Here is a 13,729-nt window from a genome sequence, read left to right as displayed (position 1 = left end):
CAAATGAAGGAAATAAGTTGATCAGAGGAGGCTCGCAACATGCAAAAACCGCTTGTAAAGAACTTTACAAACGACGATCTCCTACCATTTGATATTGTTTATAAGGACCAAAAGACACCAATTCGAGAACTTCCTGAACATCTACATGATCGCTATGAATTGGTTTATGTTTATAGTGGGAAAGGTACGTTTTTCTTGAACCAAATGCTCTACGAAATGAATGAAGGAGACCTTTTCATCATTCCTGGCAATACCATTCATCAGGCATTGCCAGATTCTGAATCTCCTGTGACTGCCACTGCTGTCTTTTTTGATCCGCAACTAATTGGACATTATTCAACAGGTGATTCTTTTACGAATAGGCAAGTTTTTGAGCGAGCACGAAAATATAAGAGTTATAAGCTTGTTGTCCCAGTAGCCATGCGCCCTCATCTAGAAGAAAAGCTCCAACACATGCATGATGAAATGGAACGACATGAAGCTGGTTTTAGATACGCAGTCCAACTACTTTTAAATAGCTTTCTGATCAGCATTAATCGTTTAATATTAAAAGAATCCCATCAACAACTGGCCGAATCCGATGTCGGACCCTCCTGGTTACTCAACATCCTTCAACACTTAGATCAGTTCCACACTGACCATATCGTCGGACTTTCGTATTTGGCTAAGCAGACTTCCGTCTCAGCCCCTCATTTATCAAGGGTGTTTAAACAATTAACCGGGATGAACATCACCGACTATGTGAACGCCAAGCGAATTTCAACTGCCAAGGAGCAGCTGTTAACTACAGACTTAGGAATTGATACCATCGCCTACAATTGCGGATACGAGAGCTTGCCTTATTTTCATAAGTTATTTAAGAAGTTTACTGGCGTTACCCCAGGCCAATATCGAAGAAAAGTAATGAAAGAAATGAGCCTTCAAATAGAGAAGATGAATTAACAACTAAGAAAAGCTGCAAATCCCCGGCTATATATAAGGGACTTGCAGCTTTTAAGATTCATGGTGTCCGCTGTGGGAATCATCACTCATTTACCCGTTAAGAAAAGAATTTCCTCATCTGTCAGCGCTTTATTCATTACAGCCAACCCACCAATCAATCCGGCATAGAAATTCCCCATCTCGCCAGAGCGATGCACAGCACCTACGGTAAAGTCCGCTCCCAACACTCCGCCATCAAACAGACCTTTAGTATACAAATAAGGATTATAGGTTTCTCTCTCATCCAGCACACCGTCGATATATACCTTGGCATAGGTACCATCGTAAGTAAAAGCAAGTGCATACCACTGTTCTTTCACCAACGGTGTTGAACCAATTGCGGTTGTCATACACCACGGATGTCCTGGCGTCGGCCCACCTTCCGCGGATACATGACCACCGACTTGCTCCCCGCTATCCCAAATCTTCAAGTTAAGAAACATCGCATATTGGCGTTTCTTCTCTGTTTCATTCCACATGCCAGCAATGGCTTCACACTGCACACCGGATCTATCCTCGCGTTTTAACCATGCTAGAATCGTCACTTGTGCCTCCGGGCCATGGAAATCAAGTGCCAGACAATTTTCACACGGTAAGTTAAACCATTGACCAAATGTTAGTTTGGCTGCATAAGCCCCAAAGATACCGTCATCCACTCTGCTTATCGGTCCAGCCATTTCTTCAAGTACATAGGGATAAGGCCCCTTTGCAACCCGGGATTGTCCCGCTTCTTCTTGAAAGTCCCAGAATGACACGAGTGCGTCGTGCGTTAAAATTGCTTCCTTGTTATTCAACATGTGCTACCCCTCTAATGACAATATGTATTTTTCCATTTGGAATGAAAAGAGATCTACCTACGGAAGGCGGATCTCTTCAACTCTTTTACAAGAAATGATAACTAGCTGTATCTTTGCCTTTTAAATTGTAACGTTGGTAATGCTGATAATGCGCCTTATATAAATCACCATTTTTACTTGGGGAATACGTTAAATACAACTGTTTACGACTTACTTGTGAGGTGTTAGCCCCGCTTTGATGAGGTGTGAAGGAGTGGAAAATAATAACATCACCTGGGTTTGTTTCTACGATTTCACCCTTCTTAGGGTCAATTTCAGCAATCTCTTCCGCATTCATGTTCCGTAATTCACCTGGTGTTGAACGCAAATGTCCGTGGTATCCAGGAAACAACTCCAAGCCGCCGTTTGCAGTTGTCGCGCCATCAATAGCGACCATAACAGAGATAAGTCCTTCGATAGGGAATCCTTGCCACCAAGACGCATCTTGATGCATCGAGTAACCATTGGACCCCGGGAGCTTATAGATCAGTTTATCTTTAAAAAGTAACGGCTCATCTAAATAGATGTCACGAAGTGGAGCTAATAGTCGCTCGTCTTTCACTAAATCAGCGAACACCGCTGAAATATCGTGCACAGGATCTAGGCGCTCAATGGCAATTGATCCATCGACGTAACTTTTATGACCTGCTCGGATATTAAATTTATCCGTATATTCACCTAAAGTTAGCAATTGATCGCATTCCGTCTGAATTACTTTCGCTTCCAACTCAGTGAATACGTTACGCAAAACCAAATATCCCTGCTCGTTATACGTATTCAATTGCTCATGAGTCAAGATATTCAAGGATTTTTTTTTCATGTCATTCACAGCCTCTCATTTGTTTTTTTGCCGCAAACCAGCAATCTTCGGCTTGTTTATATCTTTATATTACAGCGAATACTTCCCTTATTCCATGCACGAAGTTATACTAATACATATACTTTTTTGCATGGAAAGGAGAACTCGTTATTTGATACAAGACATCAAATTAACACGCTATTATTATGCCGACCAAAGAGAGCAGTTTTCACTTACTGAAGATACGTATCAAGGTTGGGTCATGTTAGCCGCCCAAGATGGCAGCTTTTCGTTCACCATTGATGGGGGAGACGATACCAAAGAACAACTAGCTCAATTTGGCGAATTGATCTTTTGTCCGCCGAACCACACATTGAGACGACATGTCCTGCAAAAGCTTTCCTTTCATTTCTGCGAATTCACCTGTTTGGGAGATTGGACCCTCCCCCAAATCGTACGCTTGAAAGATATCAGTCGACTTCGATCCACGTTTCAATACTTGCAAGAGTGGCAAGAATCGGAAGATCTTCAGCAACAGTTCACATCAGATGCACGCCACCTTATCAAGGATCTTATTTTCCAATCTCATCGTGAACAATACAAAACACAGCATCATAGTGCGGGTACCATTGACCCTTTAATGAATAAAGCAGCTGCCTATATTGAAACACGGACATGTGAGCACGAACTATCCTTACAAGAGCTTGCCACAACACTCGGCATAAGCAACTCTCAACTTACTCGTCGTTTCCAAGCTGCCTATGGCTTATCCCCCGTCCGGTTTGCAACCAAAGTGCGATTAACCCGAGCCCGGCTTTTACTCGTTGAAACCCAAGATTCTCTGGAAAACATTGCGGAGCAATGTGGTTTTCAGAATGCTTTCTATTTCAGTCGCGTTTTTTCACAGCACATGGGGATAAGTCCTTCTGGCTATCGTAAGAATTATCGCGTTTAACACAGCAAATAGCGGCAGCCTCAGACGATAAAATACGTCCTAGGCTGCCGCTATTTGCATTCATCTTATTTAATTCCCGTCATCGCTACACCTTCAATAAACTTCTTCTGAGCCAAGAAGAATACGATTAATAATGGCAGTGTTGCAACAACGGAGGCTGCCATAACCAGATTCCATTGTGTTCCTGATTCTGATGTAAATAAAGATAACGCTAGAGGAATCGTATATAACCTGCTGGAGCTTAAATACACAAGCGGTTCAAAGAACTCATTCCAGCTATGCAAAAACGTAAAAATGGAAAGTGTGGCCAGAGCTGGTGAAGCCATTGGAAGCATGATTCGCCAAAACGTCCCCCATGGCGTGCATCCATCAATTTTAGCTGCTTCGTCAAGATCGTTCGGTACAGTGATAAAAAATTGTCTACACAAAAATACGCCAAACATTCCGCCTGCCCCTAACATTGGGGGGACTATCAAAGGGAAATGTGTATTCACAAGACCAAATTTGGATAACCAAATAAATAAAGGAATAGCTGTCACTTCGGTAGGAATCATCATTGAGCTCAATAAAACGAGAAATATGAGATTCTTCATCGGAAAGTTAATCTTCGCGAATGCATATCCAGCTAGCGCAGCGAAAATACAAGTTCCAGCTGTTACAACTACACCAATATATAAACTATTAAACAAATAGAGATGAAAGGGTTGTTTCACGAACAAATCGACATAATTACTCCAAGCAATTGGCGATGGAAGCCACTGTGGTGGAAACATAAAAATCTTACTGAAATCCTTCAGTGAAGTGCTAACCATCCAAAGAAATGGCGCTAGGACGAGAAGTGATACACAACTAAGAACGAGATATTTAATCGTATATCGAACTGTTTTATTGCTCATGGTGTACCCACCTCTTTCTGCCAATCCATTGAACAATGGTTAAGATAAGAATGATAAAGAAGAGTACAAAAGCAATGGCGGACGCATATCCGAACTGATACATTTTGAAGGCTTGCTCATAAATGTAGTAAACGAAGACGTACGTGCTCGTCCCAGGGCCACCGCCTGTCATGACGTAGATCTGGCCGAACACTTTCAATGACCCAATAATAGTAATAATTAAAACCATGAAGACGGATGATGAGATCAAAGGCAGTGTGACGCTGAAAAAAGTTCTCGTTTTGGATGCACCATCGATTTTAGCTGCTTCATAATACATCGTCGGTACATCATTAAGTGCTGCCAGGAAAATGACCATATTCATCCCCAACCCCTTCAGCAGGGTTACCAGAACAACAACAGGAATCGCCCATTTCAAATCATACAACCAGGCTTCACCTGATAGCCCGAACAGTTTTAGAACCGTATTTAATAATCCATTATCGGTTTGGAATATATATTTCCACACAATCGCCCAAACGACGACTGAGGTCACGACGGGCGTAAAGATTGCCGTCCGGAACAAGCCGATCCCGGGAATTTTCTCCTTAAGAAGTAAGGCTAAAGCTAAGGTTAAAATGATATTTAAAGGTACTAGGCAGATTGTAAAGTATAAGGTATTAATCGCAGTTTCAACAAACACGTGATCGTTGGAAAATAGTGTTCGATAGTTGTCTAAACCTACAAACTCAGGCGCTTTTATCAATGACCAGTTCGTAAAACTCATATAGAATGAGGTTAATATAGGGCCTAACAGAAATAAGCAATACCCCAAAACCATGGGCATAATAAATAAGTAGCCATACCATTTCTCTCTTTGTGCTAAACGGCTAGTGTTCTTCGATGGCGCTACAGATCCATGCGCTATCGTTATATTTCCCTCCACTCGATTACCCATGCATTTGTCCCTCTCCTTTTGATTAGGATTGCCAGACACCCGAAAGTCTGACAATCCTATCATAAGATCGTTTATTTTAGTAGTGGCGTAACTTCTTTCTCCATTCTGTCAAGGATTTGTTTCGGTGTTTCATTGTTTAAGTACAACATATCCAGCATCGTTTGAATTTTGACATCAATTTGCTGCCAGTTTGGATGTGTTGGTTGTACACGAACCCCTGTATTTAATGGATCAATATAAGCAGCTTTGATACCTTCTGCCGAAGGCTTAGGTGCGGCTTTTAAGAATGCGTCTGATTCAAGCAGTGATTTCCGCGTAGGCGCAAATGTTTTTTGCAGCTCTGTCATTCCCTCTTTACCCGTTAAATATTTTACAAGTTCAATAGCCTCTGCTGCGTTCTGGCTCTCTTTAAAAATCGAATAACCTGCGATCCCTACTGCGCTTGGCGCATCTTTTTTGGAGCCTTTAGGCATTGGCGCAATGTCCCAATCGAAGCTCTCAATTTTTCTTGCATTTCCTGAGTAACTGTAGTTGTTACGAACCATCCCAATTTTGCCTGATTCAAACGTTGTTTGATCACCTGGCTTTACATGCGATTGATCTTTGAATATCATATCGGAGACCGATTTGAGAACTTGCTCCCCTTCAGGCGAGTTTAATAAGAATTTCTTGCCGTCCCCACTTAGCAAATCTGCCCCGCTAGCCCAGATAGTATCCATCAACCCATCCTGCCAATTCTTCCACGAATTATTCGTTGCGAATAAGTTGACGCCATATACGCCTTTGCTCGGATCTGTCAATGCTTTCGCCGTTTTCGTAAATTCCTCATAGGTCCATTTGCCTTCTTTGGATAGCTCAAGCGGAGTTTTTAAGCCTTTATCTTTGAACAGGTTTTTGTTATAAAATAAAACTTTCGGTCCTGATGTAAACGTAATTCCATATAGTTTATTGTCTTTTCTAAACGCATCCAGTGTTGTTGGAAAGATATCTTTTAAATCATAGGACGTATCCGATTGCAGCGTGGATAAATCCAATAGTTGATTCGTTTCAAGGAACTGTGGCACCATGCGCTCTGCTAACCAAGCGATATCTGGTGCTGTTTTGGAAGCACTCATTATGGAAAGTTTTTGTTGATAATCATTAAAAGGAACTAAAAGCACCTCTACGCTTACATTTGGATGAGTCTCTTTATACTTGGCGAACAAATCTTCAAATTGCTTTTTACGCGCATCGTCTCCCCAAAGGCTGAGTTTCAGGTTGACATTTTTTTTAGGAGCAGCGGATGCGGTTACTTGCGTACTTGTTGTTGCAGCCGGCTTCTCCGTTTCTTTGGAAGAACAAGCAGTAACTGTAGAGATTAACATTGCACTTACAGCTAGTGTAGCGAGTACTTTTTGCATGGTTAAGACCCCTTTCTATTATGAAAACGTTATATTGTAAGCACTTACAAGTACGATTATAAAGAAAAAACCCTAGTTCAAGAAATCCCTCAAACTAGAGAAAAGGTTCGAAATTTCGAGATTATTCGCTTGCCCCTCGATATTCAGATGGTGTCATGCCGACCGATTGCTTAAATGTCATCATGAAATGTTTGGGATTCATATAGCCAGATAACTCCGCTACTTCATAAATTTTAAGATTTGTACTCTTTAGAAGACGCTTTGCTTCATTCATTCGCATTTCTGTAACGTAATCATTAAAGTTTTGTCCTGTCTCTGATTTAAACATCGATGACAAGTACTGTGAATTAAGACCAACTTGCTCAGACATATATTGCAATGAAATGTCCTGATCTAGTCGTTCACTGATCAAGTCCTTTACCCTACGAATGATTGGCCGTTCCGGTTTAATTTCGTCCGGCGCACCCTTTTTTTGAACCTCATTTATCCCCAATTTATCATCTAATGTTTTTTTAATCTTGGTTAAATATTGCGTGAGCTCCACACGATCTACAGGCTTTAATAGATACCCCGTAACACTAAAGCGAATCGCCTGTTTGGCGTATTCAAAATCACCATATCCACTGATTAACAGAATAGGCAGCTGGGGGAATTGCTCCCTCATACGCTCAATCAATTGAAGACCATTCATCTCATGCATACGAATATCTGTCAGCAACACGTCTGGAATTTGTCCATTCAGGATGTCGAGTGCTTCCTTCCCATTATTCGCTTCCCACTTGACCTTGAATCCTTGAATTACGTCCTCTACGAGCTTTTTCAATCCCGAACGAATGGTATGTTCATCTTCAACCAGCAATATGTTATACATCTTGTTCCCCCCACATAAATGGCAACCGAATTGCCACCGTTGTACCTTCCTGATAGGTCGATTGAATAGATAAGCCATACTTGTCACCATACAACAAGTGTAATCGTTGATTAACATTTCGTAGAGCGACACCTTTAGGTTGACTGCCAAAGCCTTGCTTCTCCAACAGCGATACTTTAGGTAATTCAATGGTTTGACGTAGAGATTCAAGCTTCTCATGTGGTATTCCCCTGCCATCATCTTGCACAACGAGTATAATATCATCTTCTACCATTGTACAAGACAAAGTGATCGTCAATGGCGCATCATGCATGCTATGTTCAATCGCATTTTCAACCAATGGCTGGAGAATTAATTTAGGGACGTAGCATCGAAGAAAAGACGAATCCACAAGTATTCTTGGAAGAATCTTCTCTCCAAATCGTAAGGTCTGAATGCTTAGATAGGCTTCTACAAATTGAATTTCATCCTCTAAAAAAACGGGAAGATCCTGTTTGTCCACCGTGTATCGAAGTAGTTTACCTAAACTTGTGGCCACGGCAGATACTTCCATGTTATTCTTTTGAACCGCCAACATATTAATTGTCTCTAATGTATTGTACAGAAAATGTGGATTCATCTGGCTGCGTAGAACTGATATTTCAGCCTCTCGTTGGCTCAACTTCGTTTCATATACCTCGTTCACTAGATGTTCGATTTCTTCAATCATCGTATTGAATACTTCTGTCAGTTGTCCGATTTCATCCGAGGTGCTCACGACAGCCCTTTCCCTCAATGATCCTTTTTGTACCTTTTTCATTTTACTTTGAAGATGTGAAATCGGTTTCACCAACCGATTCGAAGAAACGATAGCAATGACATAAGCGAAAATCACCGAGATGATTGAAATAATGAGTGTATAGCTAGTCAACCGTTTAGCATCTTTACGTAATTCATTTAGCGGTATTTCCCCAGTAACGGTTATACCTGTTTTGTCCGACATGACAGAAGATACGATGTAATCTTTGTTGCTACGGTGGATGGAAGGGTCACTTGTCGTAGGATCTGTTTCTTTATCCGTAGAGTAAATCAATGCCTCATTATTATCAGAAATATACAATCTACTGTTAACTCCGATATCAACCGAAGATAGAATTTCTTCAAAAGCATCCTTCTTCAGATCTATTTTGATGATACCAATGGGCTTATTCGTATAAGGTGTTCGTATCACTCTTGCTATGGAAACAACTTTCGTCTGCGGTGTTGTTTTATAATAGTTTACTGCATGTGAAGGGAGAATCATCATGGCGCCATCTGCCTGATTCACCTTACTCATCCAAGTTTCTGTGGTTGCATCCCCAAGCCAAAAAGGGGATACACTAGTTTCCCTATTACTAAACAAGAAGCCATCTTTGGCAAAGATCAAGATGCTCTCGATTTCATTCTTACCAAACGACAACGATGAAATAAATAAACTCATCTTTAACTGCTCATCTGTACTTTGATACGCATTTGTCTGTTGGCGTTGATCATGTGTCTGTAAGATACTCAGAATACCACCATCATAAAGGGGAGACGTGGTTACACGTTCCATGTCATTCATATAGCGATCCAAATTCGTATTCATCTGCTGGACAATTTTTTGGGTATACATGCTTGCACTAAGTTCGACATCTGATGAATATTTACGGTAAGTCAGTATGCCACTAACAATGAAAGGGATCGTGATGAGAATGAAAAATATAATCATAAATTTTGCCCGAAGCGGCAATGTCATAGGCTTCATTTTTTTCATTACTAACAAACCCTCCCATCACTTTTTTATTGCATGCGATATTGGAGCAATTATCTTTACCCATTTATTTAAGCTTGTTCGCTGCTCACTTTAGTGTTATTTTATGCAATTAATAAGAATCCAGCAAGCATACGTTATCGCAGGCGGTTAGAACAAAAAACCGGCACAGGATGAGCCTGTCCGGTTTTTGTGAATATGAATATAGCTATTTTACTATCCGCTTATCCGCATTAAGTGCCTGGACGGACAGCACGCTGTGAGTCCCGGTACCTTTCCAGACAACTGTAACTGTGCGGCTCTCCCCAGGGAGCAGATGGAATCCGCTGTGGCTAATATAGCCCCACCCTTCGGCATCCAGAGATCGTTCATCATCGACTCGGACAAGCAAGGCGGCACACTCCCCTCGGTTTGTTATCGTAATGCTCCAATTTGGACCCTTGTAATCCGATTGAATATCCAGTACAGTGCGTGGAAGATCCAGCATTGGCTGAAGATTTTCCGTCGTCGTGAACAGATAACGATTAGAGGTAATTACAATACCAGATGGCATCTTGAGCTGAAGTGTAAGAAAAAACAGATTACCATGAATCTTAGGTAATTGGCAGCTGATATCTCCGAAGCTATCCGCTTCATTAGCTCCCACATTTATCCTACGCATACCGCTTGCAAAGCCGTTGCCATTAGCTCCTTCCATCGACCAATGCAGCTCTGCCTCTGTATAATCTTGGGTACCGCCGTTGGTCACCCACAATTCCGCTTTAAAATCCAAATCGTTTGCCCAAGCTTGCTTTGCGAATTTGGCCGTAATGGAAACAGTGTTATACGCTTGTGCCGAGGCGTAATACAAATGCTTTGGTCGGCCGAAATAATCAATGGCCGACGTGCATGCTGCCATGGGATATGGCTCGTTGAACATCCACGGCAAAACACCGCTGTTGCGGAATTTGCGAGCACGATTCCTCTCAATGGCGTAACGCACACCCTCCGCCTGCAAGTATTGGGTTGCTTCAATGGCCGTCTCAAGGTCGGAGAATTCGCCGAAAATGTCACGCCATTGCTTTTCCTGCACCCACCAGGAGCCTAGGTGATACCACACTGGATTGTGCAGCGTAACCGGCCAGCGGTTTTCTGGCTTCAGGGTCGCCTCCAGCGCTTTCAGGTTCGTGAGGCCGTCCGCTCCGAATTCACTGTGTAATAAATTAGCTCCGGCATTGAAAAGCGTATATTGCGCAGTCAAGCCCTCGTGGTGCCAAGGACCATGGACATCGTGCAGGTCATCCGGCCGGTTCCGACTCATGTTAATACCGTTGAACGGCAGCGGACCTGAAGGTGAACAAGGCAGCCATAAGCGGTCTGGATCGAGTCGTTTGACTATCGCTTTGAGTGCAGCAAGCACAGGTTCTTCCTCGTTTAATGGAAGCTTGTCCAACGACTCCAGTTCATTCCCCCCGCACCACAGCACGAGTGACGGATGGTTTCGCTTGAGCGGGATGATGCTTTCCGCTTCCTGTATAACTTGGTTGATGAACGATTCATCCTCTTTCGGCTTACTGTTAAAAGCGGAGCTGGTCAGGTTGAACTCCTGCCAGACCATGAGCCCGAGCCGGTTACATAGGTTATAGAAAGCATCTGTCTCAATGAGGCCCACGCCATTGACTCGAATGAGATTTACATTCGCTTCCTTCGCGAGCGTAAGTAGATGCTCTAGCTTTTCCAAGCGCTCAACCCCGTAAAGGACATCGATCGGCACCCAATTATACCCTTTGACATATACCTTTCGGCCATTCAACGTGAAGGTGTACGGCAAAGCGGTCGGATGAGAGGTTTCGTTAGGTGAGAACTCCACCTTTCGGATGCCAAATTCGGTCTCCCGCTGATACATCACTTCTTCAGCGCCTGACTCCCTTACGCTAACAGTCAGCTGGTATAGCGGCTGCGCACCTTCCCCATTCGGCCACCACAGCTCCGGATCGTCGATGGGCATCATGACCTCGAGCTTCGTTACTCCTTCAGTCAACTTCTGCGCAGAGCAGGTTAAGATGGCGACTTGGCTCCCGTTATGAGCTATCATCAGATCGACTTCAGCAGAGATAGCCTTTCTGGAAAAAAGCTCGATGTCTACGGAAACCTCCGCACGGGTATAATCTATGTTTAGCTGCGGTCGGATGTAAATATCTTCTACCGTTACGGGTCCGGAAAATGCAATGTATACTTCCTGCCAAATACCTAGATGAATCATACGGGGTGTAAAATCCCACCAATAATTCATTCTTGTTTTCGTATGTCCGACTTTGGACGTTCGCCCCATCTGGGACTCAGATGGAGGAGCCGGATCAACGACCACGGTCAACAAGTTATCTGCCCCGTATCGGAGATGGGAAGCAACCTCATACTCGGCAGGTACAAACATGGACTCATGAGTACCTAGCAACGTACCATTTAGGTAAATGTGCGCTCTATAATCAATACCATGCAGGTGCAACCGTGCTTCGCTTCCCTCTTTCCCCCCTTCAACAAAAAACGACTTTCTATATACCCAAGAGCGCTGTGGAATCCACTCGAGCATAAGGCTGTTTTGTTCAAAATAAGGATCTGGCACGATCCCATTGTCCCAGAGGTCCTGGTGAATGCTCCCTGGAACCGTTGCCTTAACCCACGGCCGAGGATCTGTCGGTTCGTCACTTTCTACCTGTTTGGTCCGCCAAGCTTCGTCGATAAAATCTAAAATTTTCCAGTCATTACCATTTAAAATAAGTTTGCTATTCATGCTTGATTCCTCCTGAGAGTTAGCCTTATCTAAACGCTATATTGAATCCTTTCACCCTTACTATCCAAATACGCAATGACAGTTCGCTTCGTTTTCAAATCGATAAATAACGTACAGGAGTAGCTATCCTTACACCAGGACAGATGAACTTCTTCCTTAGCGGATTCCAGAACTTTAAACTCCCCATTAAATGCGGGATAGTCATTTCGAAATCGAATAAGCTTGAACAAGCGTTGAACAACATCTTTTTTCAAAGAAGCTTCAATTTCTTGCATGGTGTAGTTGTGACGGTTCATGGCACGATTTTCTCCCGTCGCTTTGACAGCCTCATTATCATTTTCCCCTGCCAATAAGCCAACATAATACACTTGCGGAATACCCGGAGCAAAGAATTGAATCGCCCTTGAAGCGATATAGGCATCATCATTGCAACCCAATACCGAATAGTAGGTTCCGCCAATTTGGTGAACATCAAAACCACCTTCGCCTTTATGCTCATCGGAAACGATCAAGCTAAGTGTTGAGCCTCTTTCTACACAAAGATCGACTACATTTCTGGCAGCCTTCGTATCGACAAGACCAGCCAAATCAGGTAAAACAGGAATGCCATCATGACAATCCAACATGGTAAATTGCTTGCTCGGACGTACTTTTAAATACTCGCAAAGCTTCTGGCTAGAATTGTTCAACATCGTCTCAAGAATCGTATATGGCAAAACAAAATCATAGATCCAGTATCCGCGTTCAGCCAGTTTATTTTGGATCTGAGAATGAGCATGCACTTCAGGCAACAGCTCGATACCTAAGGAATCCGCCATTCCCTTTATCCAATTAAGGAAATCATAAATTTCTGGCTCTACGAAGAAACAGCTTGTTCCCAGCTTCTTGATTACAAAGCCGACTGCATCGAGTCTCACCGTCTTCACATTATTTGCGGAGAAGTTGGTGAAGAAATCGGTTAATAGCTGTTTAACCTTTTCCGATCGAATATCGAGGTCAATCTGCTCGGAAGGATCTTCCTTGCCGAATGTGGTCCACGGTTTCCTCGGTACCCGTTTCTTCAATGTGAAAAGTAGAATAGGGTCTCGGTCTTCTTAAGAAGATCTTATCGACATCATCTTTAACAGGCTTTCCGTCCTTCCAGACCTTATCTAACGTAATAAATAGATCTGCATATTCGGAACCGCGCCCATTTTTCAAAAAATCCTGAAAATACGTTGATTTCCTGGAAATATGGTTAACCATTAAGTCGACAAGCACATCATATTGACGCCCTATCGCCTTTATATCCTCCCACGTGCCAAACGCAGGCTCTATTTCCAAATAAGTTAATGGTGCAAAGCCTCTATCCCCCGACGAAGGAAATGGAGGCAAGATATGAATGCCGCCTTTAAACAAATCTGAGAGATAATTGCTCAGCACTTGATGTAGGGATTGTAAATCACCGCCAAGTGAGTCTGGGTACGTAATCAGTTGAACTTGATTCTTCTGTGGCATCGTATTCCTCCTATGC

At 42.8% G+C, this 13,729-nt stretch carries 10 protein-coding genes and 1 pseudogene; 2 read left to right on the top strand and 9 right to left on the bottom strand.

From position 1 onward, the window contains the following. Positions 1 to 39 precede the first annotated feature (39 nt). Positions 40 to 942 carry a helix-turn-helix domain-containing protein gene (locus tag AC58QT_RS19990; RefSeq protein WP_497410544.1) on the top strand — a complete coding sequence of 301 codons (903 nt, stop codon included), beginning with the start codon at positions 40 to 42 and terminating at the stop codon, positions 940 to 942. An 86-nt stretch (positions 943 to 1,028) separates the two neighbouring features. On the opposite strand, the gene AC58QT_RS19985 is transcribed toward AC58QT_RS19990, so the two are convergent. Together AC58QT_RS19985 and AC58QT_RS19980 are read right to left on the bottom strand one after the other, a co-directional pair. Next, the gene (locus AC58QT_RS19985; protein WP_497410543.1) at positions 1,029 to 1,778 is read right to left on the bottom strand and encodes a LamG domain-containing protein; all 750 of its coding nucleotides are present in this window, start codon (positions 1,776 to 1,778) and stop codon (positions 1,029 to 1,031) included. Positions 1,779 to 1,863: 85 nt separating this feature from the next. Beyond that, complete coding sequence (locus AC58QT_RS19980) at positions 1,864 to 2,637, bottom strand: phytanoyl-CoA dioxygenase family protein (protein ID WP_497410542.1); 774 nt, start codon at positions 2,635 to 2,637, stop codon at positions 1,864 to 1,866. Between the two features lie 151 nt (positions 2,638 to 2,788). Between AC58QT_RS19980 and AC58QT_RS19975 the strand changes: the two genes are divergently transcribed. Then, positions 2,789 to 3,571 (top strand): helix-turn-helix domain-containing protein, encoded by a 783-nt coding sequence (locus tag AC58QT_RS19975; protein WP_497410541.1) that lies wholly within the window; start codon positions 2,789 to 2,791, stop codon positions 3,569 to 3,571. A 65-nt stretch (positions 3,572 to 3,636) separates the two neighbouring features. Here AC58QT_RS19975 and AC58QT_RS19970 read toward each other — a convergent pair whose 3' ends face one another. The 7 genes and pseudogenes from AC58QT_RS19970 to gtfA form a co-directional block, all read right to left on the bottom strand. After that, positions 3,637 to 4,467, bottom strand: a complete 831-nt coding sequence (locus AC58QT_RS19970; RefSeq protein ID WP_497410540.1) for a carbohydrate ABC transporter permease — start codon at positions 4,465 to 4,467, stop codon at positions 3,637 to 3,639. Next, positions 4,457 to 5,404 (bottom strand): carbohydrate ABC transporter permease, encoded by a 948-nt coding sequence (locus tag AC58QT_RS19965; protein WP_497410539.1) that lies wholly within the window; start codon positions 5,402 to 5,404, stop codon positions 4,457 to 4,459. The genes AC58QT_RS19970 and AC58QT_RS19965 overlap by 11 nt, the downstream gene beginning before the upstream one ends. A gap of 71 nt (positions 5,405 to 5,475) precedes the next feature. Then, on the bottom strand, positions 5,476 to 6,804 hold the full coding sequence (locus AC58QT_RS19960) for an ABC transporter substrate-binding protein (RefSeq protein WP_497410538.1): 1,329 nt from the start codon (positions 6,802 to 6,804) through the stop codon (positions 5,476 to 5,478). Positions 6,805 to 6,925: 121 nt separating this feature from the next. Next, entirely contained in the window at positions 6,926 to 7,675 is a 750-nt protein-coding gene (locus AC58QT_RS19955) for a response regulator transcription factor (RefSeq protein WP_497410537.1), read from the bottom strand. After that, the gene (locus AC58QT_RS19950) at positions 7,668 to 9,449 is read right to left on the bottom strand and encodes a sensor histidine kinase (RefSeq protein ID WP_497410536.1); all 1,782 of its coding nucleotides are present in this window, start codon (positions 9,447 to 9,449) and stop codon (positions 7,668 to 7,670) included. The genes AC58QT_RS19955 and AC58QT_RS19950 overlap by 8 nt, the downstream gene beginning before the upstream one ends. A 205-nt stretch (positions 9,450 to 9,654) precedes the next feature. Beyond that, entirely contained in the window at positions 9,655 to 12,216 is a 2,562-nt protein-coding gene (locus tag AC58QT_RS19945) for a glycoside hydrolase family 2 protein (RefSeq protein ID WP_497410535.1), read from the bottom strand. Positions 12,217 to 12,245: 29 nt separating this feature from the next. Beyond that, positions 12,246 to 13,713: pseudogene (gtfA, locus tag AC58QT_RS19940) on the bottom strand (sucrose phosphorylase). Positions 13,714 to 13,729 lie beyond the last annotated feature (16 nt).

The organism is Paenibacillus sp. J31R109, assembly GCF_059692055.1.
The sequence above is the reverse complement of the archived record's forward strand: the minus strand, read 5'-3'. Positions and strand labels throughout refer to the sequence as shown.

Coding starts and splice junctions, on each gene's coding strand:
- AC58QT_RS19985 (WP_497410543.1), bottom strand. CDS start 1,778: ATGTTGAATAACAAGGAAGCAATTTTAACGCACGACGCACTCGTGTCA.
- AC58QT_RS19980 (WP_497410542.1), bottom strand. CDS start 2,637: ATGAAAAAAAAATCCTTGAATATCTTGACTCATGAGCAATTGAATACG.
- AC58QT_RS19945 (WP_497410535.1), bottom strand. CDS start 12,216: ATGAATAGCAAACTTATTTTAAATGGTAATGACTGGAAAATTTTAGAT.
- AC58QT_RS19970 (WP_497410540.1), bottom strand. CDS start 4,467: ATGAGCAATAAAACAGTTCGATATACGATTAAATATCTCGTTCTTAGT.
- AC58QT_RS19990 (WP_497410544.1), top strand. CDS start 40: ATGCAAAAACCGCTTGTAAAGAACTTTACAAACGACGATCTCCTACCA.
- AC58QT_RS19960 (WP_497410538.1), bottom strand. CDS start 6,804: ATGCAAAAAGTACTCGCTACACTAGCTGTAAGTGCAATGTTAATCTCT.
- AC58QT_RS19965 (WP_497410539.1), bottom strand. CDS start 5,404: ATGGGTAATCGAGTGGAGGGAAATATAACGATAGCGCATGGATCTGTA.
- AC58QT_RS19950 (WP_497410536.1), bottom strand. CDS start 9,449: ATGAAAAAAATGAAGCCTATGACATTGCCGCTTCGGGCAAAATTTATG.
- AC58QT_RS19955 (WP_497410537.1), bottom strand. CDS start 7,675: ATGTATAACATATTGCTGGTTGAAGATGAACATACCATTCGTTCGGGA.